Consider the following 23686-nt stretch of genomic DNA (forward strand, 5'->3'; position numbering starts at 1 on the left):
TCGATGGCCGTCAAACTGAAGGGCACGATCCGCGAACGCGGTGACAAATTTGAGTATGTAATCGACGTAGGTCGGCATCCAGTGACGGGGAAGCGAATGCAGGAAACGGGGACGAGGGCTACTTATGCCGATGCCGAACAGGCCCTGATAGAGATCAATCGGAACATTCAGCTGGGGCAGAAAATAAGAAGTGTTACTTTAGGGGAATTTATAACGAGGTATTACGAAGAAGTTGTGAAGTATGATGTTCGCCCTCCCACCTTCCACCAGCAAATGCATATGGTATCTTTGATCATTCCGAAACTCGGCGACAAGCGGATCGATAAAATCAGTTACGACGATATTGAAAACTTATACAAAAAATTGTTGGACGAAGGTCGTGGCAAGGCCACAATAAAAAACGTATGCATGGTGCTCCGAAAAACTTTCAAGCACGCAATGATAAAAAGACTTATAATGTATGATGTTGCTAAAGAAGTGAAGCCCTTTGCTTATAAGCCCCCACGGATGAACGTGTGGCTGCCAGAGCAGGTCAATCACTTTTTGATGACGATGAAAGGGACGGAGCGGCATGCCTTTTATTCACTCGCATTTTCAACCGGCATGCGGATCGGTGAGATTACTGGTTTATACCACTCCGATATAACACCACAGACAAATGAGGTCCATGTTAGGCGCGCTCTCAAGAAGCTGAGGGGTGTTGGATTGGTGTTCGATGATCCAAAGACGGAGAACTCAATTCGAAGCATTGAAATCCATCCGAAGCTCACGCAGCTCCTTCTGGAGATAAAACCTAAACCAGGCACACCGGCACTCTTCACGAATCGAGTTAATAAGCCGATGGATCCGAAGGCAGTCCGGGAAGTGTTCCAAAAAGATATAGCAGCGAGTAAACTGCCTCCCATTAGGTTCCATGATATAAGGCATACCGTCGCCACAACCCTCTTAGCCAGCGGCATCCCTGTCCACTCTGTAGCTGAAATCTTAGGCGACAAGGTGGAGACGGTCCTTACCACTTACGCTCACGTGCTCCCTAAAATGAGAACCGAAGCTGCTCATAGTATTCACAGATCTTTCTTTGAAATATGAGCTTCAATCCAACAAAACCTGTGGATAACTTATTTATATTTCGGCATTGTGAGCAGAGATGTGAGCGCCCTGATTTCATACAAGAAAGAAACCCCAAAGTAAAAGGGGTTTCTGAATAAGTTGTCAATTAAGGGTGTTTTGTGCTATAAAAGATGTAGTTCGCGAACCCTGGCCTTCCCGCTGCTGATCTTAAGCGGTTCGAAGCGCCGCCGCATCCGGTCCGGTTCGCTTCCTGGTACGTACTATTACATAAGGAGCTGTAACCCCCTCATGTCTATCGAAATGAATACGGAAGAAGTTATTAACCTCATCAAGACAAGCAAAAAGAAAACCCCTGTCAAAGTCTACGTCAAGGGCGACCTTGCTTCCATCGCTTTCCTTGAAGGCATCCAGGCTTTCGTATCCGGCCCAAGCGGCGTGCTGTTCGGCGAATGGACCGACATCAAGAGCGTGCTGGACGAGCATGCTTCGAAGATCGAGGACTATGTGGTGGAGAACGACCGCCGCAACTCCGCGATTCCGCTGCTTGATCTCAAGGGCATCAACGCCCGCATCGAGCCGGGCGCGGTCATCCGCGATATGGTCGGCATCGGCGATAACGCGATCATCATGATGGGCGCGGTCATCAACATCGGCGCTTCCATCGGCGAAGGCACGATGATCGACATGGGCGTTGTCATCGGCGGCCGTGTCAAGGTAGGCAAAATGTGCCACATCGGCGCAGGCTCCGTCCTTGCAGGCGTCATCGAGCCGCCATCCGCCCAGCCGGTCGTCATCGAAGACGACGTGCTTGTAGGCGCGAATGCCGTTATCCTTGAAGGCGTACGCGTAGGCGAAGGCTCTGTCGTAGCCGCTGGCGCCGTCGTTGTCGAAGACGTGCCTCCGTTCAGCGTTGTGGCCGGTACGCCAGCCCGCGTCATCAAGAAGGTTGACGACAAGACGAAGTCCAAGACCGAAATCCTGAAGGACCTGCGCACGCTGTAACTTCCCTTCGCTTTTATAACCGCTCCAAGAGAAGGCCTGACGCCCCGTGCGCCGGGCCTTTTGCAAATAATGGAGCCAGAAAGCCGGCAGGCTTCCCGAGGATGTGAACCCCAACCCTGCATCCTTGACCCGGCCCGACTACTCCAGCTCCCAGAGGAGGCAGCTCTTATGACCACCGTACCGTTCGATTCCGTGAAGATCCGCCGGGATCTGCACCGCATTCCGGAGCCCGGCTATCAGGAATTCAAAACCCAGCGCTATCTGCTGGATACAATCGCAGCCCTTCCCCAGGAGCACATCGAGGTGCGCACGTGGCGTACCGGCATCCTGGTGAACGTCAAAGGCAAGAACCCGCAGCGGAGATACGGTTATCGCGCCGACATGGACGGCCTGCCGATCGAGGAAGAGACCGGCTATGACTTCCGCTCCGAGCATCCCGGCTTCATGCACGCCTGCGGGCACGATCTGCACATGACCATCGGGCTCGGCGTCCTCTCCCACTTCGTCCGGAACCGGATACGAGACAACCTGACATTCGTCTTCCAGCCTGCCGAGGAAGGACCGGGGGGCGCGCTGCCTATGCTGCAGAGCGAGGAGCTGCGGGACTGGATGCCCGACGAAATGTTCGCGCTCCATATCGCTCCGGAATATCCGGTCGGTACGATTGCGACCAAGCCGGGGATTCTCTTCGCGAACACCTCGGAGCTCTTCATCGACCTCATCGGCAAAGGCGGGCATGCCGCGTTCCCGCACAACGCCAACGACATGATCGTTGCCGCCTGCCAGCTCGTCGGCCAGCTGCAGACCGTCATCTCGCGCAATATCAATCCGCTTGACTCCGCCGTCATTACGATCGGCCGGATGGAAGCCGGCACGAAGCAGAACATCATCGCCGAGAAAGCGCGTCTGGAAGGGACGATCCGCACCCTCTCCGCCGAATCGATGAAGCTCGTGAAATCCCGGATCGAAGCGGTGGTCTCCGGTATTGAAACCTCGTTCGGCTGCCGGGCCGAGATCGATTACGGGTCGAACTACCGTCAGGTGTTCAACGAAGCGAAGGTCACTGAGCGTTTCATGTCCTGGCTGCGGGAGACGCGCGCCGGCGACGTTCAGCTCATCGAATGCACGGAAGCGATGACCGGCGAAGACTTCGGCTATTTCCTCGAAGCCGTACCCGGCTTCATGTTCTGGCTCGGCGTCGGTACGCCGTACGGACTGCACCATGGGAAGATTGAGCCGGACGAGCGGGCGATCGATCTGGCGGTCAGCGTGATGACAGACTATCTGACGTGGAGATCCGCAGAGTAGTGTAGAAGCGGAGGACCCTCACGCGAACCCCCTCTTTCCGCTTAACTGTATATACCAAAAACACCACACCGAGCAGCTCCACTGCATGGTGTGGTGTTTTTGCATGAATTTTTAAATCTCGGCTTCTCTATGGCTAATCGCGCAGGCAGCCTTACAGCCCCTTCACAAAGGCTTCCAGCCGTTCCATCCCAGACTCCAGCACATTCATTGCGTATGCGTATGAGATCCGGATGTGTCCTTCGCCGTACACCGAGAACGCATCCCCGGGCACAACCGCCACCCGCTTCTCCTCGAGGAGCCGCAGGGTGAACTCCATCGAAGGCATGCCGAAGCGTTCGATGGACGGGAACAGGTAGAACGCCCCTTCCGGCTTCACGAGGTCAAAGCCCATCCCCTGCAGCCGATCATAGACAAAGTCCCGGCGCTTCATGTACTCGGCCTTCATCGGCAGCGCGTCGTCCCGGCCGGCCGTGAGCGCTTCAATCGCCGCATACTGCGAGATGGAGCTGGCGCACGTCACGTTGTACTGGTGCGCCTTGACCATATGCTGCGACAGGTACGCCGGAGCGAAGGTAAAGCCAATCCGCCAGCCGGTCATGGAGTGGGACTTCGACAATCCGTTGATCACGATCGTCTTCTCCCGCATCCCCGGAAGCGAAGCAATGGAGCGGTGCGGCGCATCGTAGATCAGCTCGCTGTAGATCTCGTCGGAGACGACGAACAGCTTGCGATCCTGCAGCAACGCCGCCATGTCGGCCAGCTCCCGCTCGCTCATCACGCGTCCCGTCGGGTTCGATGGATAGCACAGAATGATGCAGCGGGTGTTCTCGGTGAGATGAGGCTCGAGCAGCTCGGCCGTCAGCTTGAACCCGTTCTGCCGGGTGTCCACGTAGACCGGCGTGCCTCCGCAGAGTCTTACGAGCGGCTCGTAGCCGGGATAGATCGGCCCCGGCAGAATCACTTCCGCTCCAGGCTGCAGAATCGTGCGGAGCGTGATGTCGAGCGCCTGGCTGGCGCCGACCGTCACGATCACTTCCTCCACCGGATCGTACTGCAGGCCGTATTTGGTGTCCATGAACGCCGCGGCAGCTTTGCGGAGCTCGGGGAGCCCCGCGTTCGGCGTATAGACCGTCCGCTGATCCGCAATCGCCTTCTCCGCCGCGCGCAGAATATGATCCGGCGTCGGGAAGTCCGGCTGGCCGATGGTCAGCGACAGCGCGTCCGGATAACCGGCCACTTTGTTGGCGATTTTGCGGATTCCCGAGATTTGAATCTCCTTGAGTCTCGGATTAATATACTCTTCCAGCTCTCCCATGACTTCACGTTCCCCGCCTCTACCTCATTTTCAACACTTCCAGCAGCCGGTTCATATCATCCGGCAGCGGCGCTTCGAAGAGCAGCTCTTCTCCTGTCCGCGGATGCTTGAAGCCAAGGACCGCCGCATGCAGCGCCTGTCCCTCCATCGGGATCCCCTTGCTCTTCGACGGCCCGTACTGCGGATCCCCTACCAGCGGGTGGCCGATGAACTTCATGTGCACACGGATCTGATGCGTCCGCCCGGTTTCGAGCTTGAGCTCCAGCAGCGTGTAGTCGCCGAACCGCTCCAGCACGATGAAATGAGTGACGGCATGCTTGCTGTTCTTCTCCGTGACCGTATAGAGCTTGCGGTCCTTGGGATCACGGCCGATCGGCGCATCGACCGTTCCGTTCTCATGCGGGACGTTTCCATGTACGAGGGCGATGTACTTGCGCGTCGCACTGTGCTCCTTGAGCTGCTCCGTGAGTCCGGCATGGGCCAGATCGTTCTTGGCGGCCATGAGCAGGCCGGACGTGTCCTTGTCGATCCGGTGGACAATGCCCGGGCGCATGATGCCGTTGATGCCCGACAAATCCTTGCAGTGATAGAGAAGCGCGTTGACGAGCGTGCCGCTGTAGTGCCCCGGCGCCGGATGGACGACCATCCCGCGCGGCTTGTTCACGACGATCACGTCGGAATCCTCATAGACGACGTCCAGCGGAATATTCTCGGCCGTCAGCTCAAGCTCCTGCGGCTCCGGTACAACGAGCTTCAGCAGATCTCCTTCGGCCAGCTTGTAATTCGGCTTCACCGTACGGCCGCTGATCGTCACGTGACCGTCCTTGATCCACTGCTGGAGCTGGGTACGGGAGACGTCAAGTCCGTCCTCGAGCATTTCGGCGAGGAACTTGTCGATCCGCTCACCTGCCTCCTCCGGCCCAACGTTCCACTCGAGCGCACCTTCGCCTTCCTCAGCCCACTGCCCGCTTATCTGAAGTTCATCTTCGTTTTGTTCTCTCATGGCTGAATGTCCCCGCTTTCCGCTTGTCTTGCGCTCATCTCTCTGGCTTCCCGTGCCTCCCGGCGCCACGCCAGGATCGAATCGAGGAAGATCAACCCCACCCCGGTCACGATCGCCATATCGGCCACGTTAAAGATCGGGTACGGATAATCCACCGGGTAGCCGAAGAAGGAGAAGCGGAAGTGGAAATAGAGAAAATCCACGACTTCCCCGAACAGCGCCCGGTCAATAAAATTCCCCAGGGCCCCGCCCAGCAGCAGCGAGAGGGCAAAAGGCAGCAGGCGCTTGCCTTCGCGCAGCATCTTGCGCAGGTACCAGACAACGCCGACAACTACGCCGACAGTGATCAGCAGGAAGAACCAGCGCTGGTTCTGGAGAATCCCGAAGGCCGCGCCGCGGTTGCGGTGCGAGGTGATCTGGAAGAACTCCCCGATGACCGGTACGGTTTCGCCCAGCGTCAGGTTGCTCACGATCATCCACTTCGTTGCCTGATCCACAAGCAGCACAATGAATGCGTAAATGTAGTATTTCAAAATAACAACTCCTTACCAAGGTGAACTGCCAGGCACTGGTGTGAAACCGATGCTTCCCTGTGAAGAGAAGGCCGCCGCCCTCCCGCCAGGACATAATATCTGGCATTGTAAAACGGGCCCGGTCTGTGAAAAATAACGGCAGTGCGAGTGTATTGAAGGAGGCGCTGAAGGTGACTGAACATCAACCGAACCCCACACTGACCCGTGATCAGTTTGAGCAGTTGAAAAGCAAGCTCCAAGAAGAGCAGGCTTGGCTCCAGCAGCATCTGAACGAGAACGAACACTTCGGACTCGGCGATTCCGTCCGCGTGCAGACCGGCGAGCTCTCGACGAACGACAACCACCCGGCGGACATGGGAACCGAGATGTTCGAGCGGTCCAAGGACATCGCCCTGCTCGAGAATGCCGAGCGCCATCTCACCGGCGTGAACGAAGCCTTGGAGCGGATGGCTGCCGGAGAATACGGCACCTGCCGGTCCTGCGGTGCGGCGATCGATTTCGAACGTCTGCAGGCGATACCGACAACCATGTTCTGCGTCGAGCACGTCCCCCATCCGGCTCCGGAGCCGCTCGAGAGACCGGTGGAAGAGCAGTTCTTGAATCCGCCTTTCGGCCGTACATCGATGGATGATCAGCCTGACCAGAACGGCTTTGACGGAGAGGATGCCTGGCAGATCCTCGAGAGCTACGGCTCCTCGACCTCGCCGGCGTATGCCGAGAATCCGAACGAATCGGACAGCTATAACGAAATCGAGATTGAAGCGGATGAGAATGCCGGCTACGTCGAAGCGTTCGAGAGCTTCGTAGCCACCGACATTTACGGCCAGGCGGTTACGGTTGTCCGCAACGGCACCTACAGGAATTATATGCGCAATGGTGAAGGGTACGGCCTCCTCGAGCCCGATCCCGAGGATGAGGACAGCTACCAGTAAAGGCTGCACATGCCTCTAAGGATGCCTAAGGAACCCGTATATCAGTATCTGCGCATCTGGTACTGCACATGCTCGATAAGATCGGCTATGAATCCGCCGATAATCGGCAGATCCAATGCTCCCAGTCCTTTAAGCAAATAGAGGAGCCCCGTGGTAAAGGCCGTGATACCAAAGGCGATACCCACACCGCGGGCCACTCCGCTGATCAGATTCAGCCAGAGCAGACGCTTCGGATCATTCATGAGCTGCAGATATTCGGCAATCTGCTTCTTCTCCATGCCGGCTGCAATCTCGGTGACCTTGTCGTGCACCTGCTCCAGCAGCTCCTGCTGCCTTACCGGCTGCGGGGGCCGCTGCGTGTCGGAATTCGGTACGATGCGGTTCGACTCCATGGAAGCATCCCTCCTCCAGGTCCCGGCAGGCCTGAGCTGTGCCGGGGTAAAACAACAGAACGAGCTGCTCCCGGGCCCGCTGCTGTCAGCGGGCCCGCCGGGAAACGGCTCGTTTTTTTACTTTCCTGCCTGGACTTCCGCGCTTATACGCCTGCCGTCTCTTCGATCACACCGGCGCACCGCTTGCAGAGTGCCGGGTGCTGCTCACTGTGACCCACCTCCGGGGTCACGATCCAGCAGCGTTCGCACTTCTCGCCTTCGGCTGTCGCAACCTGAACCGACAGTCCCTTGAACGCATGGGCTCCCTCAGGGGCTGCTTCGCCTGCTTCATGAACGACCACCGCCGAGACGATGAAGAGCAGATCCAGACGCTCGAAGCCGCCGAGGAATGCGGCAGTGTCTGCGGTTGGATAGAGATGAACCGCGGCGCTGAGCGAATTGCCGATGAGCTTTTCTTTGCGCGCTTCTTCCAGTGCCTTCAGCACATCGTCGCGGATCGCTCCAAGCTGCTCCCACTTGCGCTCCAGCGCTTCGTCGAAGACGGAAGCGTCCACTTCCGGCATGTAGGCCAGCTGAACGCTTGGCAGGTCCGTTCCCGGAATGTACTTCCATACCTCGTCGGAGGTATGCGGGAGGATCGGCGCAATCAGTTTAGTTATAACCGTGAGCGCTTCGTATAATACCGTCTGTGCGGCGCGGCGTGCTGGATCCTGCGGAAGGGAGGCATAGAGCCGGTCCTTCAGAATGTCGAGGTAGAAGGCGCTCATCTCGACCGCGCAGAAATGGTGAACGGCCTGGTACACCACATGGAACTCGTACTTCTCATACGCCGCCACCACACGCTCGATCAGCCGGTTCAGACGGAGCATCGCATAGCGATCGAGCTCGCTCATCTCCTGCACGGAGACGCGGTCTGCCGCCGGGCTGAAGTCCGACAGGTTCCCGAGCAGGAAGCGCAGCGTGTTGCGGATCTTGCGGTAGCCCTCCGACGTCTGGTTCAGGATGTTATCGGAGATACGGACATCCGACTGGTAGTCCGTCGAGGATACCCACAGGCGGAGAATATCCGCTCCCAGCTTGTTGCACACCTGGTTCGGATCGACCGTGTTGCCGAGCGACTTGGACATCTTGCGGCCTTCGCCGTCGAGCGTGAACCCGTGACTCAGGATGCCCTTGTAAGGGGACTGCCCCTTCACGGCCACACCGGTGATCAGCGAGGAATTGTACCAGCCGCGGTATTGGTCGGAGCCCTCGAGATACAGGTCGGCCGGCCACTGCAGGTCTTCACGCGCTTCAAGCACAGCCATGTGGCTCGAACCGGAGTCAAACCATACGTCCATGATGTCCGTCTCCTTGCGGAAGTGATCATGTCCGCACTTGGTGCACACCGTACCTGCCGGCAGCAGCTCTTTCTCTTCGCGCAGGAACCAGGCGTTGGAGCCTTCTTCCTCGAAGATCTTCGCCACCTGCTCGATCGTCGCTTCGTTCACGAGCGGCTCGTTGCAGCTGCGGCAGTAGAAGATCGGGATTGGCACACCCCAGGCGCGCTGACGGGAGATGCACCAGTCGCCGCGCTCTGCGATCATGTTGTGCAGACGGATCTCGCCCCATTCCGGCGTCCAGTTGATCTTCTTGATCTCTTCGAGCATTTCGCTGCGGAACTTGTCGATGGAAGCGAACCACTGCTCCGTTGCCCGGAAGATGACCGGCTTCTTCGTCCGCCAGTCATGCGGGTACTGGTGCTGGATCGTCGCCTGGTGAAGCAGATGCGCCGATTCCTGTAGCTTCTCGATGACCACCTTGCTGGCCTTGTCGTAGAACAGGCCTTCGAAGCCCGGCGCTTCGGCCGTCATATGCCCCTGGTCGTCCACCGGGCAGAGCACTCCGAGGTTGTAGCGCTGGCCGATCACGAAGTCGTCTTCTCCATGGCCCGGCGCCGTGTGTACGCAGCCCGTACCGGCTTCCAGCGTAACGTGCTCTCCGGTCATGACGAGCGACGTGCGGTCATAGAACGGGTGCTTGCAGAGCACAAGCTCCAGCTCGCTGCCCTTATGTGTCGCGAGAACCTTGACGTCGGTCCAGCCGATCTCCTTCGCAGCGGCTTCGAGCAGGCCCTGCGCCAGTACGAACTTGCGTCCGCCGGTCTCGACCGTAACATAGTCGAAGTCCGGATGCAGCGAGATGCCGAGGTTCGCCGGCAGCGTCCAAGGAGTCGTCGTCCAGATGACGATCGCTGCGTCCTCGGGCAGCTTGCCTTTGCCGTCCGCTACGTCGAAGGCGACATAGATCGAAGAGGACGTCTTGTCCTTGTACTCGATCTCGGCTTCGGCCAGGGCACTCTCCGAGGACGGGGACCAATAGACCGGCTTCAGGCCCTTATAGATATAGCCCTTGTTGACCATCCCGCCGAAGAGGCGGATCTGCTGGGCCTCATACTTCGGCTGCAGCGTGATATACGGGTTGTTCCAGTCGCCGCGGATTCCTAGTCGCTTGAACTGGGTTTTCTGCTTCTCCACCCACTCCAGCGCATACGCCTTACAGTAGTCGCGGAATTCGGACACGCTCATCTTCTTGCGGTCGACCTTGCCGCCGTTGGCGATCGCCTGCTCGATCGGCAGACCGTGCGTATCCCAGCCCGGTACATAAGGCGCGTTATAGCCCTGCATCGTCTTGAAGCGGACGATGATGTCCTTCAGGATTTTGTTCAGCGCATGGCCGATATGAATGTCCCCGTTCGCGTACGGAGGCCCGTCGTGCAGAATGAACTTCGGTTTGCCCTTGCGGCTCTCCTGGACCTGACGGTAGATGTCCGTCTCTTCCCAGTGCTGCTGCATCTTCGGTTCCGCCTGCGGCAGGTTCCCTCTCATCGGGAAGTCCGTCTGCAGCAGATTCAGTGTTTTGCCATAATCCATCTTGCTTCCACTCCTTCAACTTGTCCGTATCGGCTTCCCCCGCTGCCCATTGGCAGCAAAAAAAGACTCCGTCATCCCATAGGGACGAGAAGTCTCGCGGTACCACCCTGATTAAGAACTCCCCAAATCGCCTAGCTGCACATCTGTATGCGCAGAGCGAAACAGGAGTGTCTTCACTCCTTGATCGATAACGGGATCGGCCGATACTCTTTACTGGTTGCTTTCAAGAGATGCTCCCGGGGGATCTTCATCCGGCGCCGAAGACCGGGCTCCCACCATTCCCCGGTTCGCTGGCTTCGGTCAGAACACGGACTACTCGTCCCGGTCATCGCTTTCGCTCATGTTAACTTTATATGGAGTATAGCCGATAGCAGGTCTGACGTCAACTTTTGGGTACGTCCCCGGCCGTATCGACCATCCTTCATGTGCCTTCCCTCTATATGGGGCCGGCCGCCTGTTTCGTTACGGCTGCTCGACTTCCGTCCGCTCCAGCGAGCTCCAGTCTTCCTTGCTCAGCAGCTCCAGCTGCGCCTCGATCAGCGTGCGGAACCGGGTGCGGTAGATGGAAGCCTGCTTCTTCAGCTCTTCGATCTCCATGGAGATCTTGCGCGACTTCGACAGCGACTCATTGATGATGCGGTCCGCATTCTTCTCCGCTTCCTTGATGATGAGCTGCGCTTCTTTCTTCGAATTGTGCTTAACTTCGTCCGCCGCTTCCTGCGCCACGATAATCGTCTTGCTCAGTGTTTCTTCTATATTGGCAAAATGGTCGAGTCGTTCCTGAATGGTCAGCAGCTGGTTCTGCAGCTCTTTATTTTCACGGATCAGGGCCTCGTAATCCTTGATCACCTGGTCGAGAAATTCGTTGACTTCGTCTTCATCGTACCCGCGAAAGGACCGGCTGAATTCCTTGTTATGTATATCGAGCGGTGTTAAAGCCATCGGTGCACCTCCTGCAAATTTAGCGAAACCAACTTTGTTACTTGGGTATATTCGACACCATCCCGATTTTTCCTGCACTTCTGCCCAAAATTTCCCCTATCCTGCGAAAAAACGATGGTTTCAGACGGAATCCGCCTCTTTTCTTCGGCTGGCCGCAATAGCTCTCACCGAAGCCCTCGCCGCCTGCACCGTCCCCGTCCCTGAACAGCAAAAAAATCGGCAGTCACGTGTACTTGCCGATTCTGATACGGGTTCTCCCCTTTTTGGTGACACCTTCGACTTCCAGCACCTTGAACCGGCCCGCCCCCTGGAGCGACACGACATCCCCTTCGCGCAGCGGCTTGCTTGGGTCCTCTTCCTGCTTCCAGTTGACCTTGCAGCGCCCGGCCTTGATCGGCACGAGCACCTTCGCCCGGCTAAGACGGTATACGTCGCTGACGATCCCGTCCAGACGCAGGGACGCTAGGGACAGCTGGAGCTCCTCGAACTTCACCTCGGTGAACTGCAGCCGGTCCAGCGGCAGCACCTCGGTCATGACATGCACCCGGTGCACCTGGTTCAGGTTGAGCCGGAAGTAATCGGCAATCTCGGACGCCACGAGGATGTGGCAGCCGTCCGGCCGTACATGGATGTCCCCCACCTTCTCCCGCTTGATGCCGAGGCCGAGAATCGCGCCCATGTAATCGCCATGGTCGAGATCTTCCAGCTTGTCGTCCGGGGAAGTGATGGACAGCAGCGTGATGCCGGGATCCTCCGATTCGAGCACCCGGTAGTCCGGTGCAACCCAGGCCCGCCTGCGTTCGGCGGACGGATGCCCCCCGTTCAGCAGGAGCTGCACATCCATGCTGCGGTTGACCAGGGTGGTGAGAATAAAGGCCTGCCGCGGGTCCAGGAAATCGGTCAGCTTCGCTTCGTGCTGCTCCGCCCGGGCCACCCATTCGGCCGCCTTATCGACGAACCGGTGCTCGTCGGGATGAAAATGCGAGTAGATCTGATCGGTTGACATTGGCAGGCTCCGTCCGTTAGAATCCGTCCGTTAGAAGAAGAAATCCACGATCGCGATGATTCCTTGGCCCACGAACTGCAGGGCGATCAGGGCGACGATCGGCGAGATGTCGATCATGCCGCCGAGCGGCGGAATAATACGGCGGAAGATGCCGAGATACGGCTCGCACAGCTTGCCGAGGAATTCGCCGATAAAGCTCTCCCGGGCGTTCGGCAGCCAGGATAAGAGGACGTACGCGATGATGAGGTATTGATAAATTTGAATCAGGGTAGCTACATAGCCGACGATGTTGAAATTCAAGGAGTTCACCTCTCTAATATATGCGTTATCCTTCGTGATTCAAGATCTCCGAGATCGAACCGTGAATCTCCACCGTATCGGGCGTGCACAAGAAAATGTTCGGCCCGATCTTCGAGATCGACCCGTTCAGCGCGTAAACGGTTCCGCTGATGAAATCGACGATCCGTGTGGCCTGATCCGAACGGATCCGCTGCAGGTTCACCACGACGGGACGGCGGGAGCGCAGATGGTCGGCAATCTCCTGCGTCTCTTCGTAAGACCGCGGCTCGTGAAGAATCACGCGGACATTCTTCTGGGAATGGATCGAAACGATATTCCCCTTATTGCTTTTACGCGGCTCCTGCACCGGCGTTTCAATTTCTTCCTGGGGCTCCACAATACGTTCGCGCTCCACGATCTCCTCTTCATCCTGCAGGCCCAGGAAGTTCATGAATTTGTTCATCACACCCATATCCTTTCCTCCTTCGCTTGGCGGCTCTCCAGCGCTTATTCCTTACCCACCAGAACGGTTCCGAGACGCACCCATGTGGCGCCTTCTTCAATGGCAACCTCAAAATCGTTCGACATGCCCATGGAGAGGCCGCGCACTTCGTAATCCAGCAGCCCCGATGCGTTAAGACGGTCCCGCTGCTCCCGCAGCCCGCGGAATACGGGACGGGTCTCTTCCGGCTCCGCTTCATAGGGAGCCATCGTCATCAGTCCCTCGATCCGGATATGAGGGCAGCTGCCGCGCAGCTCGCTTACAAAATCCATGAGCGCTTCCGGCTCCATGCCGTACTTGGATTCTTCGCCGGAGATGTTCAGCTGGAGGAAGCAGGGCACGGTGATGCCGAGCCCGGCCGCTTTCTTCTCGATCTCCTTCGCAAGCGACAGCCTGTCCAGCGAATGAATGTAGTGAAACCGGCCGACGACTTCCTTCACCTTGTTCGTCTGGAGATGGCCGATGAAATGCCAGGTGGCCCGGCTTCCGTAGGCCTCCCACTTCGCCGCCGCATCCTGCCAGCGATTCTCCCCGATCTGGGTGAGGCCCTGGTCCAGAGCGGCGCCGGTCGTCTCCATCGATACATATTTGGTTACCGCAATGACCCCGACCTCTTCGGGACGGCGTCCCGCCCGCGCGCAGGCGGCTGCAATCCGGTCATTGACGTGCTGTATGCGTTCCTGCAAATTCGTAGTCACTTGTGCTGCGTCCTCCCGCTGCCGACAATCTCGGTACCGCTTCGGAAGCGGGAGGCTTCAAGGCCTATTCCCGCAGTCCGATCCAGGCTGCCATCCGGCCCGTTCTTCCCCTCTCCTTGCGGTGCGAGAAGAAGAGGTCCGTCCGGCAGCTCGTACATAAGCTACTTATTTCGATATGAGACGGCATAATTCCTGCTTTTATCATAATTTGTCGGTTGACGGCTTGCAAGTTTAACGTGTATTTGCCTCCCAGCTTCGCTTCATAGAAGGGCGGCTGTCCTTCTTCCTGCGCCGCGCCCCCTGTCGTCCCGAGCGCCTTATCGATCCGCGAGACTACGGTATCATCCACTTCGTAGCAGCAGGCGCCGATCGACGGCCCTATCGCTGCCCGCAGATCCCTCGCCTTCGTGCCATAGGCGGCGCTCATCGCCTCAACCATCGACCGGGCGATCCCGAGCGCGGTTCCTTTCCAGCCGGCATGCGCGAGCCCCACCGCCCGGCGGATGGGGTCGTAGAAGTAGAGCGGCACGCAGTCCGCGAAGAGCGCATACAGGTACACGCCCGGCTCGTTCGTCATGAAGCCGTCCTTCGCCTGCAGCGCGCTGTCCCGGTCACGGATCCCCGCTCCCCGCAGCGCGGAGGTCACCATCTGAATCTCCTTGCCGTGCACCTGCTCGGCGTACGTGCCCGCCTCGAACGGGATACCGAGCGCCTGCGCGAGCCTGCGGCGGTTCTCGACGACCGCCTCCGGCGCATCGTCCACGTGCAGCCCGCAGTTCAGCCCCTGGTACGGCTCACCGCTCACGCCGCCGCGCCGGGTCGTGAATCCGGCGGTCACAGCCGCGCTGCCGTTCATGAAAGGGCTGAGCTTCATCCAACCCGTGCCGTTATCGGCTTCTTGAAGTACAAATGGCTCCATGGGCTTTCCCCCTCATGTATAATGATTCCAGTATACATCAAAGCCCTCGGGGATAGCTATGCCCGGGTAGGTTCAGTGCTCGGGCAGGGAAGGCAAAGGAGCCGGCTCATGGGACAGCGCGACTCACCCAGGAGAATGTCATTCCCATGCCGCCAAGCGCGCGGTACTTCCTTTTCGCTACCCCCGGTACTGCCGGTTGAACTCGTAAGTCACCTCCGGCTCCTCTCCCTGCCGGTATGAACGGACATCATCGAGCTTGACGAGCACGACGTCCATGCCGATCTTGACGATACTCCTCCACGGAATGACGATATCGTCCGTGCCGCCGAAAAGTCCGAAGAAGCGGGCGGCACCCGGCACGACGATCGCTTCGATGCGTCCATGGCGCAGGTCCAGCTCCAGGTCGCTGATCTGGCCGAGCTTCTTGCCATCCACGATATTAATGACATCCTTCGTCTGAAAGTCGGATATTTTCACCGCGAGCACCACCGCCTCGCCCTGTCCCCTCCCTCCATGGGCCGGTCAGGGCTTTTGTTACTACTATATGTGGGCTTAGGCAAAAATGTCCCCCTGTCCCGGGAAATGACTCCTCCGGCTTCATCCGAACCCGCTGGAATGCCCCCGTGCTTCCAGGCATATCCTAACCTCAGGGCCATCTTCCCCCATCTACAAAAAAAGACCGCTGGCCGTCCGGAGACGGTAGGGTCGGATGGTCACTCGGAAAGGTCTCGGCCGCAGCCGGACGGGATCAATTCTTTACGTGCTTCTGCATCTGGGATATCGCCGACTTCTCAAGCCGGGAGACCTGTGCCTGCGAGATGCCGATCTCATCGGCCACTTCCATCTGGGTCTTGCCGTCGAAGAACCTCATGGAGAGGATCATCTTCTCGCGGTCGCCCAGCTTGCGCATCGCTTCCCGCAGGGCAATGCCCTCAATCCACGATACGTCCTTGTTGCGGTCGTCGCTGATCTGGTCCATCACATAGATCGGATCGCCGCCGTCATGATAGATCGGCTCGAAGAGCGAAACCGGATCCTGGATGGCATCCAGGGCGAAGACGACGTCTTCTTTGGGTACGTTGAGCGCCTCGGAGATCTCGTAGATCGAGGGCTCGCGGGAGTTCATATTGGTGAGCTGGTCGCGCACCTGCAGCGCCTTGTAGGCGATATCCCGGAGGGAACGCGATACGCGGATCGGGTTGTTGTCCCGCAGGTAGCGCCGGATCTCCCCGATAATCATCGGCACCGCATAGGTCGAGAATTTCACATTCTGGCTGAGATCAAAATTATCAATGGCCTTCATCAGTCCGATACAGCCTACTTGGAACAAGTCGTCAACGAATTCCCCCCTGTTGTTGAACCGCTGGATCACGCTCAGCACCAGCCTGAGGTTCCCGTTCACTAATTTCTCTCTTGCAGATCGTTCATTGTTCGTCTGAAGCGCCACGAACAGTTCACGCATTTCCGCATTCGTCAAAACCGGTAGCTTTGCCGTATCGACGCCGCATATTTCGACTTTGTTTCGGGTCACCGTGATTACCTCCCAAGGAGAAACATTACTGTTAATTATCTCCTCGGTTTGGTTTTTTATGCGGGTACCTATCCGCCCCTGCCCCCTCGCGGATCCCCCCGGAAGGCAGCCAAACCCAATGGCATCAAGGGCAAGACCCATCGCCGGATCCCAAAAAAAGATTTTTTCCACATCACACCATCTTGTTGAACTCCTTGCGCAGCCGCTTGATGATCCGCTTCTCAAGCCGGGAGATATAAGACTGCGAAATGCCCAGCATGTCGGCCACATCCTTCTGCGTCTTCTCTTCCCCGTCCTGCAGGCCGAACCGCAGCTCCATGATGATCCGCTCTCGCTCCGTCAGCTTATCGAGTGCCTTGTGCAGCAGCTTGCGGTCCACCTGTTCCTCGATGTTGCGGTAGATCGTATCATTCTCGGTGCCGAGCACATCGGAGAGCAGCAGCTCGTTGCCGTCCCAATCGATATTGAGCGGCTCGTCGAAGGACACCTCCGTGCGGATCTTGCTGTTGCGGCGCAGGTACATCAGAATTTCGTTCTCGATGCAGCGGGATGCGTAGGTCGCGAGCTTGATTTTCTTCTCGGGATCGAAGGTGTTGACCGCCTTGATCAGGCCGATCGCCCCGATCGATACGAGATCCTCGATGTTGATTCCCGTGTTCTCGAACTTGCGGGCAATGTACACGACCAGACGCAGGTTGCGCTCGATGAGCATTCCCCGGATCGCCGCGTCCCCGGACGGCAGCCTCCCCAGCAGATACTCTTCCTCTTCGCGGGTAAGCGGGGGCGGCAGCGCTTCGCTCCCACCAATGTAGTAGATCTCTTCCCCTTTGAGCCCGAACAGCAGCAAGAGACGAAAATAAAAAATTTGCATCGACAGCTTCCACTTCAGCATCATGGTACGCTTCCTCCTCCTATCGGGTCATGGGTCCACCGATCGTTCGTCGTCCGGACCCTGCCTGTCCGGCGGTTACCTGACGTCTGCAAAGGCTTGAGCTACGTATGGACGAGTGACGGATGAATGATGGCCTGGTACGCGTTATCGGAGCTGAGACGTCCTCCGTCCAGTCCGACAAGTACCTTCATCGCTTCCATGGTTCTGCCCTCCATGGTGATGACTACCCGGTCGGGTTTGATGGCGAGCATGAACTGCGTGCTTCGGTTGACGCCCCTGTAGGGTACAAGCCGCAGGCGGTCCTGCCATATGAACGCGTCGGTGCCGATGGAGTTCACGAGCTGATCGACTTCGGCTTTACGGATGCGGGGCAGCCAGGCTTCCGGAATGTGCTCGGCCCACTGCAGCGCCTCCATGACCATGACCGGTGTTTTCGTAAGCGGGTCGTACAGCTGGTTGCCCGTATCGATGAGACCGGTACAGGTAGTGAGCGAGTCGCCGATATGGATATCCACCTTGGCGAGAAACGAGCCCAGCTCCTGCTTGCGCCGCAGAGCGCCGATGACCTGCCGGCACAGCCACACGCTGAAGGGAATGGCGAAGAGCAGCAGCATCAGCGTGACGTCCCAGCTGCGGACGGTCAGGATACCGCTTAAGATTTCTCCGGCCGACTGCCGGAAGTAGATCAGGCCGATAATGCCGCCGGCTGCAACGAAGTTCACCAAGTAGAACGCGCCCAAGTTTCTCAGAAAATGCTGCAGCCCTCCAAAACCGAATGCGGCGAGCAGCATGATCAGCGACAGGGTGAACTTCAAGGCGAGGGTATACAGGAATGACAGCGGAGGAAAAAAAATCATCACCGCGTAGCTGCCGCCGATCGCCGCAGACAAGCCAAGCCTCCACCAACGGAAGCTGAGTCTGCGTGTCCAGGCCGTGGTCCACAGCAGCGCCCCGTCAATCAATAGATTCAGAAGGAAAATGATGTCGATATAAACAACCATCTCCCACCTCCTCCGCCGCCCGTCTGTTCCTCTCGCGAATGAGACAAGTATATAGTAACTGTATTCCAAAGTCTGTCTAAACATGCCGGGGGCGGCGGACTAATTTTGTCGGATGGAAGGGCGGCATCCCCCCCTCTCCTGTGTGTAACCTTTCCCGCACCGTGATCGATTCGGCCTCCCCTGCCTCCGATCCCTAGCTCCTTTGATAGGTTGAGCCCTTCAGATATCGGCTAAGCGGCATGCCGGTCTTAAGAGGATGCTAGTCTGCAAGGCAATGTCCTCGGTCGACTGCGAGCGCCTCGGGGTTGGATGCTTTGTAACGGTAAAAAAGCGGGTTCCCTCGAAGGGAACCCGCTTGCTTGATCAGCTCTGGAACTTATTTGTTATCGAAGCCTCCACCGCGGTTGCGGTTGCGGAGGAATGTCGGAATGTCGAGCTGGTCGCTCGACGGCTGGCTGCCTCCGAAAGGACGGAGGTTGTTCAGCCGGTTGTCCGTCTGCTCCTGCTGGGGAGCCGCCGAGGAAGGAGCCGCACCTGCTCCGGCACCCGGTTTGCGAGGGCCTGGAGCAATTGCTTTATGTTCAAATCCGGTGGCGATAACGGTAACCATGATCTCTTCCTTCAGCCGCTCGTCGATCACCGCACCGAAAATCATATTCACTTCCAGGTCCGAAGCCGACGCGACAATATCTGCGGCTTCGTTGACTTCATAGAGCGAGAGATTCGCTCCGCCGGTAATGTTCATGAGCACACCGCGTGCCCCGTCGATCGATGTTTCGAGAAGCGGCGACATGATCGCCTTCTTGGCAGCTTCCGCCGCACGGTTTTCCCCTGTAGCAATCCCGATCCCCATCAGGGCGGAACCACGTTCGGTCATGATGGTCTTCACATCGGCAAAGTCGAGGTTGATGAGACCCGGTACAGCGATCAAATCGGAAATCCCCTGCACGCCTTGACGAAGCACGTTATCCGCTTCCCGGAACGCTTCAAGCATCGGCGTCTTCTTGTCGACGATCTCGAGCAGCCGGTCATTCGGAATGACGATCAGGGTGTCGACCTTCTCTTTCAGTGCGGCAATCCCCTGTTCCGCCTGAAGCGCCCGCTTGCGGCCTTCGAAGGTGAACGGCCGGGTGACGACGCCTACCGTCAGCGCGCCGCACTCCTTGGCAATCTCGGCGATGACCGGAGCGGCGCCGGTTCCCGTACCGCCGCCCATCCCTGCGGTGACGAAGACCATGTCGGAGCCCTTCAGCGCATTCATGATCGCTTCACGGGACTCCTCAGCCGCTTTCTTGCCCACCTCCGGGTTCGCGCCGGCTCCAAGACCGCGGGTCAGCTTGTCCCCGATCTGAAGCTTCTGCTCGGAGTGAGCCAGATGAAGTGCTTGGGCGTCCGTGTTCACGGTAATGAACTCTACGCCCTTCACTCCGTTCTCAATCATCCGGTTGACGGCATTGCTTCCGCCGCCGCCAACGCCGATGACCTTTATTTTAGCCAGTTGGTCCATGTCCATGTCAAATTCAAACATACTAGCGTCTTCCCCCTCATTAGGCTTTCATCAAGAGCTTATCCCTGCTAGATAAACTCGCTTAACCAGTTCTTGAAACGTTCCATGGCCGAGGGCTTCTGCTGCTCTTGACCGGGAGCCGGTTTCTTCGGAATCAGTTTCTTGACTCCCGAGTTTTGCGTTTGTTTCGAACTGCGCAGATAACGGGAAGCATACTGGATTATGCCGACACCGCTCGTATACGAGGAATCACGGACACCGATATAATCCGGTACGGCGATTCGCACGGAGGTAGCGAGCTCCATCTGGGCAACGGCCAGCATCCCCGGCATGGCCACAGTGCCTCCGGTAAGTACATACCCACCGGGAAGGTCGCCGAAACCAAGCCTCTGCACTTCGAGCCGGATCAAATGGAATATTTCTTGAACGCGGGGTTCGATGATATTGGCGAGATCCACCTGGGAGAATTCCTTATCCGTGTTGCTCCCGATCCGATTTACCTTGAACACCTGATCACTTGCCGCATGATCCACAAGAGCACAGCCGAATTTCAATTTGATCTTCTCTGCGATATCCGCCTGTGTCTTCAGGCCATAAGCTATGTCATTGGTGATGTATTCCCCGCCGATGGGCAGCGTGGAGGTGGCCACCAGGTTGTTCTCATTGAAAATGGCAATGGTGGTAGCGCCCGCCCCAATGTCCACGAGCACCGTACCGATGTTCTTCTCATCCTTGGACAAAGCCAGATGCCCGCTCGCCAGCGACATCAGGATGAGCCCTGCAACCTTCAAACCCGATTTCTCTACCACGCGAAGCAGGTTATGTATGGCTGTCTTTGTTCCGGTTACGATCGTTGCTTCCACTTCAAGTCTTACGCCGATCATGCTGCGCGGATCGTGAATCTGATCCGTGCCGTCCACTACGTACTGATTCGGAACCACACCGATGATCTCGCGCTCCGGTGCCAGAGGAATGACCTTAGCCGCCTGAATCACGCGCTCGATATCGTCGTCTCCAATTTCGCGGTCTTCATTGGATACAGCAACTACACCATGACTGGACTGCAGAGCGATATGATTACCGGCGATGCCGACATATACTTCCGCAATTTGAATGCCTACCATCCGCTCCGCATGGTCCACCGCACTACGGATCGTTTGAACCGTTTGATCAATATCCACGATGGATCCTTTGCGAATTCCCTCAGAATCGGCAGATCCAACTCCAATTATATTAATGGCGCCGTTAACGACTTCCCCAATAATAACCCGAACTTTGGATGTACCGATGTCCAAACTAACAATGATGTCATTGCTGCTCAACCCGTGGCACCTCCTGTGACATATATTCGATCTGAGCCTTGGTCAGCATAGAAAACCATTTTGTAAATATTCCACACGGCCCTGCGATTCCCTCTTTTTCTAGCATAATTTTTCAGGGAGAAGCTTAAAATATACCATAATTACAATTCTATCATTTTTTCATAGGCTTGAGTAGTTCTTTTTTATCAGATGAAATCAGCGCCACCCCATCTCAGAGGATCAGTTCTGGGGCTTCTTCTCCTCCTCGGAAGCCTCTTCCTTGCCGGCGGAATCGCCTTCCGTCGGGGTCTGCCCGGCTTTGGACTCCGGCGTATCATCCACGGCGGTATAGTAATCCGCTTCAAGCATCTTGATGATCCCGCCCTTGATCTGATCGGTCTGAAGGTTTGAAATATAAGACTGCAGATACTTGATTTTCTCCGGAAGCTTGCCTATGGTCGTCTGCACCTCGAACCCCGTGCGGGTGTACAGCCGGATCTTGTCCGGATAAGCGGCAGTTGGAGCCGGCTTGATCTCCGAGATATCGGCGAAGTAAGCGGGCGGCAGCTTCGCCATGGCCAGACACAGCCTCGTCTTCAAGGGATCGGCTGGATCCCAGCCCGTCAGTATCGGCTTGTCCAGCGGGACGCCCTGTACTTTGACAGGGAGAATGCTGGCATCGGCCAGCAGCACCTCCACCTGGCCGCCCTCGCCGATCTGGTAGGCCACCTTGGGATGTTCTTGGACACGGATGGTGATGCGTCCCGGAAAATGCTTCGTGACTTCGGCCGACTCCACCATGGGCAGCGTCTGTACCTTCTTCTCGATATCCGCGGAGGATACGGAGAAGAAATGGTCTCCCTGTTTGACTTCCGCCTTCTGAAGAATCTCCGCCGGGTCCACCAGCTGCTGGCCGGTGACCTCCACCTGTGAGATTTTGCTCAAGGAAGACTGGAAGAACAGGACCAGAAGCAGTCCGATGAAGAAGATGACCAGAACCGTGAGCAGCCTGCGGCTGCCCCGGCTTCGGGGAGGTGCCTGCTTTTTCATTACGGGAAGTCGGTCATCCATGATGCAGCCCTCCTGGGGAATGCTTGTCCGCCCGGCGGCCGGCTGTTCTCCCTGCGGGGACGCGTGAGCGCCACGCGGGCCGCCGGAGTAAAAAACGCACTCCGGCGAAACTTCGTAGCCCGAACGCCGAGCCGAAAAGCCAATATGTAAACCGCCCTATCCCTTTCTCGGGAGAAAAGGGATAGAAGGGCGGTTGTGATCATAATAATAGAAGAAACAGGAAATCGGATGATACCGAACGATGGATTTCGTAAGAGCCGAATTGCTGGAAACGGACGCCTGAACGGATCGGAGAACTACTCCGAGATTACCGGCGTTACCCGGAGAATGCTTGCGCCGAGTGCACTCAGCATAGCCTCAATCCGGTCATAACCACGGTCAATGTGATGAATTTGTTCGATGACTGTTGTGCCCTGTGCGGCGAGGCCGGCAATGACCAGTGCCGCTCCCGCCCGCAGGTCGGTAGCTTCTACCGTGGCGCCGTACAAACGGGGGACGCCCCGGATCATAGCCGCATTGAGATCCACCCGGATGTCCGCCCCCATGCGGGAGAGTTCATCCACGTGCTTGAAACGTCCTTCAAAAACCGTTTCCTTCACTACGCTTACCCCGTCTGCAAGGCTCAGCAGCACCATAATCTGCGACTGCAGATCGGTCGGGAAGGCCGGGTGCGGCGAAGTCACGATCCGCTCCACCGCTTTGGGACGGGTGAGAGCGCATACGTTCATTATATCACCCCAGATTGCGATTTGAACACCGGCGCGCTTCAGCACGTGAATCGCCGAGGTCATATGTGCCGGGCATACCTGCTCCAGTGTAATATTCCCACGTGTGACGGCGGCGGCGATCATCAGTGTCCCGGCGACAATCCGGTCCGGAATAATCCGGTAGGCAGTAGGAGTGAGATCAGGTACACCCTCGATGGTGATCGTATCCGTCCCGGCTCCCATAATCTTGGCGCCCATGGAGTTCAGGAAGTTCTGCAGATCCTGAATCTCCGGCTCGCGCGCCGCTCCCGTAATCGTGGTGGTACCGCGGGCGGTGACGGCGGCCATCATAATATTCTCGGTCGCTCCTACACTCGGGTAGTCCAGTACGATCTCCGCTCCGCGGAGCTCTTGGGCTGTACAGACAATCCTGCTGCCGCTCTCCTCGATGTGGGCCCCAAGCGCCGCCAGGCCGCGAAGATGCAGGTCAATCTTGCGCTCTCCGATCGCGCACCCTCCGGGCTGATACAGCTCCACCCGGCCAAGCCGTGCGAGCAGCGGACCCATGAGGAAGATCGAAGACCGCATCTGGCTCATCAAATGCTCCGGGATGTGAAATTCATGAACGCCCATCGTGTTCACGGTTACCGTATCTCCCTGGTATTCCGCTTGACATCCAAGCGACCGCAGAATCCCGATCATCACATGAATATCCGACAGGTCCGGCACATTCTCGATGACTACGGTGCCCTCCGCCATGATGCCGGCTGCCAGAATAGGCAGTGCGGCATTTTTGGCTCCGTGAATCTTGATGGCTCCCGATAGAGGTTTCCCGCCTTCGATAACCAACTTTTCCAAAGTC

Annotated in this window: 23 protein-coding genes and 1 other annotated feature; of the genes, 4 read left to right on the forward strand and 19 right to left on the reverse strand. The window is 57.5% G+C overall.

All coding sequences use genetic code 11. The annotated features are described in order from the left end of the window. Positions 1 to 3 precede the first annotated feature (3 nt). From ACP26L_RS25850 to ACP26L_RS25860, 3 genes are all read left to right on the forward strand, one after another. On the forward strand, positions 4 to 1089 hold the full coding sequence (locus ACP26L_RS25850; protein ID WP_426447656.1) for a tyrosine-type recombinase/integrase: 1086 nt from the start codon (positions 4 to 6) through the stop codon (positions 1087 to 1089). Positions 1090 to 1359: 270 nt separating this feature from the next. Then, complete coding sequence (gene dapD, locus ACP26L_RS25855; protein WP_426447658.1) at positions 1360 to 2073, forward strand: 2,3,4,5-tetrahydropyridine-2,6-dicarboxylate N-acetyltransferase; 714 nt, start codon at positions 1360 to 1362, stop codon at positions 2071 to 2073. A 168-nt stretch (positions 2074 to 2241) separates the two neighbouring features. After that, positions 2242 to 3381: an N-acetyldiaminopimelate deacetylase gene (locus ACP26L_RS25860; RefSeq protein ID WP_426447660.1), complete on the forward strand. Its 1140-nt coding sequence runs from the start codon at positions 2242 to 2244 to the stop codon at positions 3379 to 3381. Positions 3382 to 3532: 151 nt separating this feature from the next. On the opposite strand, the gene ACP26L_RS25865 is transcribed toward ACP26L_RS25860, so the two are convergent. Genes ACP26L_RS25865 through lspA form a run of 3 tightly spaced genes read right to left on the reverse strand, consistent with a single transcriptional unit; the run spans position 3533 to position 6232 of the window. Further along, positions 3533 to 4696: an aminotransferase A gene (locus ACP26L_RS25865; protein ID WP_426447662.1), complete on the reverse strand. Its 1164-nt coding sequence runs from the start codon at positions 4694 to 4696 to the stop codon at positions 3533 to 3535. Between the two features lie 19 nt (positions 4697 to 4715). After that, on the reverse strand, positions 4716 to 5699 hold the full coding sequence (locus ACP26L_RS25870) for an RluA family pseudouridine synthase (protein WP_426447664.1): 984 nt from the start codon (positions 5697 to 5699) through the stop codon (positions 4716 to 4718). Then, positions 5696 to 6232 carry a signal peptidase II gene (gene lspA / locus ACP26L_RS25875; protein ID WP_426447665.1) on the reverse strand — a complete coding sequence of 179 codons (537 nt, stop codon included), beginning with the start codon at positions 6230 to 6232 and terminating at the stop codon, positions 5696 to 5698. Before lspA ends, ACP26L_RS25870 begins: the two co-directional genes overlap by 4 nt. Positions 6233 to 6402: 170 nt before the next feature. Between lspA and ACP26L_RS25880 the strand changes: the two genes are divergently transcribed. Beyond that, positions 6403 to 7164, forward strand: a complete 762-nt coding sequence (locus ACP26L_RS25880) for a TraR/DksA C4-type zinc finger protein (RefSeq protein WP_426447667.1) — start codon at positions 6403 to 6405, stop codon at positions 7162 to 7164. 41 nt (positions 7165 to 7205) lie between these two features. Here ACP26L_RS25880 and ACP26L_RS25885 read toward each other — a convergent pair whose 3' ends face one another. The 16 genes from ACP26L_RS25885 to murA all read right to left on the reverse strand — a co-directional run bounded on the left by ACP26L_RS25885 (position 7206) and on the right by murA (position 23682). Continuing rightward, entirely contained in the window at positions 7206 to 7556 is a 351-nt protein-coding gene (locus tag ACP26L_RS25885; protein WP_426447668.1) for a DUF5665 domain-containing protein, read from the reverse strand. 143 nt (positions 7557 to 7699) lie between these two features. After that, positions 7700 to 10468: an isoleucine--tRNA ligase gene (gene ileS / locus ACP26L_RS25890; RefSeq protein ID WP_426447670.1), complete on the reverse strand. Its 2769-nt coding sequence runs from the start codon at positions 10466 to 10468 to the stop codon at positions 7700 to 7702. Positions 10469 to 10545: 77 nt separating this feature from the next. Next, positions 10546 to 10806, reverse strand: a binding site (T-box leader). Positions 10807 to 10930: 124 nt separating this feature from the next. After that, complete coding sequence (locus ACP26L_RS25895) at positions 10931 to 11410, reverse strand: DivIVA domain-containing protein (RefSeq protein WP_013917737.1); 480 nt, start codon at positions 11408 to 11410, stop codon at positions 10931 to 10933. Between the two features lie 223 nt (positions 11411 to 11633). Continuing rightward, complete coding sequence (locus ACP26L_RS25900) at positions 11634 to 12416, reverse strand: RNA-binding protein (protein ID WP_426447672.1); 783 nt, start codon at positions 12414 to 12416, stop codon at positions 11634 to 11636. Between the two features lie 30 nt (positions 12417 to 12446). After that, positions 12447 to 12716 (reverse strand): YggT family protein, encoded by a 270-nt coding sequence (locus tag ACP26L_RS25905; protein WP_426455089.1) that lies wholly within the window; start codon positions 12714 to 12716, stop codon positions 12447 to 12449. A gap of 25 nt (positions 12717 to 12741) precedes the next feature. Beyond that, positions 12742 to 13167 (reverse strand): cell division protein SepF, encoded by a 426-nt coding sequence (locus tag ACP26L_RS25910; RefSeq protein ID WP_426447674.1) that lies wholly within the window; start codon positions 13165 to 13167, stop codon positions 12742 to 12744. 35 nt (positions 13168 to 13202) lie between these two features. After that, entirely contained in the window at positions 13203 to 13895 is a 693-nt protein-coding gene (locus tag ACP26L_RS25915) for a YggS family pyridoxal phosphate-dependent enzyme (RefSeq protein WP_426447676.1), read from the reverse strand. 64 nt (positions 13896 to 13959) lie between these two features. Next, positions 13960 to 14814: a peptidoglycan editing factor PgeF gene (gene pgeF, locus ACP26L_RS25920; protein WP_426447678.1), complete on the reverse strand. Its 855-nt coding sequence runs from the start codon at positions 14812 to 14814 to the stop codon at positions 13960 to 13962. A gap of 177 nt (positions 14815 to 14991) precedes the next feature. After that, the gene (locus ACP26L_RS25925) at positions 14992 to 15291 is read right to left on the reverse strand and encodes a YlmC/YmxH family sporulation protein (RefSeq protein WP_426447680.1); all 300 of its coding nucleotides are present in this window, start codon (positions 15289 to 15291) and stop codon (positions 14992 to 14994) included. A gap of 271 nt (positions 15292 to 15562) precedes the next feature. Next, a complete protein-coding gene (gene sigG / locus ACP26L_RS25930; RefSeq protein WP_013917745.1) occupies positions 15563 to 16345 on the reverse strand; it encodes an RNA polymerase sporulation sigma factor SigG in 783 nt (260 codons plus the stop codon). Positions 16346 to 16517: 172 nt separating this feature from the next. Then, the gene (gene sigE / locus ACP26L_RS25935; protein WP_426447683.1) at positions 16518 to 17240 is read right to left on the reverse strand and encodes an RNA polymerase sporulation sigma factor SigE; all 723 of its coding nucleotides are present in this window, start codon (positions 17238 to 17240) and stop codon (positions 16518 to 16520) included. Positions 17241 to 17338: 98 nt separating this feature from the next. Beyond that, positions 17339 to 18238: a sigma-E processing peptidase SpoIIGA gene (gene spoIIGA / locus ACP26L_RS25940; RefSeq protein WP_426447685.1), complete on the reverse strand. Its 900-nt coding sequence runs from the start codon at positions 18236 to 18238 to the stop codon at positions 17339 to 17341. 376 nt (positions 18239 to 18614) lie between these two features. Then, complete coding sequence (ftsZ, locus tag ACP26L_RS25945; RefSeq protein ID WP_426447687.1) at positions 18615 to 19766, reverse strand: cell division protein FtsZ; 1152 nt, start codon at positions 19764 to 19766, stop codon at positions 18615 to 18617. A gap of 47 nt (positions 19767 to 19813) precedes the next feature. Continuing rightward, positions 19814 to 21067, reverse strand: coding sequence for a cell division protein FtsA (gene ftsA, locus ACP26L_RS25950; RefSeq protein WP_426447689.1), 1254 nt, complete (start codon positions 21065 to 21067; stop codon positions 19814 to 19816). Positions 21068 to 21286: 219 nt separating this feature from the next. Beyond that, positions 21287 to 22117: a cell division protein FtsQ/DivIB gene (locus ACP26L_RS25955; RefSeq protein WP_426447691.1), complete on the reverse strand. Its 831-nt coding sequence runs from the start codon at positions 22115 to 22117 to the stop codon at positions 21287 to 21289. Positions 22118 to 22413: 296 nt separating this feature from the next. Beyond that, positions 22414 to 23682: a UDP-N-acetylglucosamine 1-carboxyvinyltransferase gene (gene murA / locus ACP26L_RS25960; protein WP_426447693.1), complete on the reverse strand. Its 1269-nt coding sequence runs from the start codon at positions 23680 to 23682 to the stop codon at positions 22414 to 22416. Between the last annotated feature and the right edge of the window lie 4 nt (positions 23683 to 23686).

This window comes from Paenibacillus sp. S-38, from assembly GCF_049942825.1.
Classification (GTDB): domain Bacteria; phylum Bacillota; class Bacilli; order Paenibacillales; family NBRC-103111; genus Paenibacillus_G.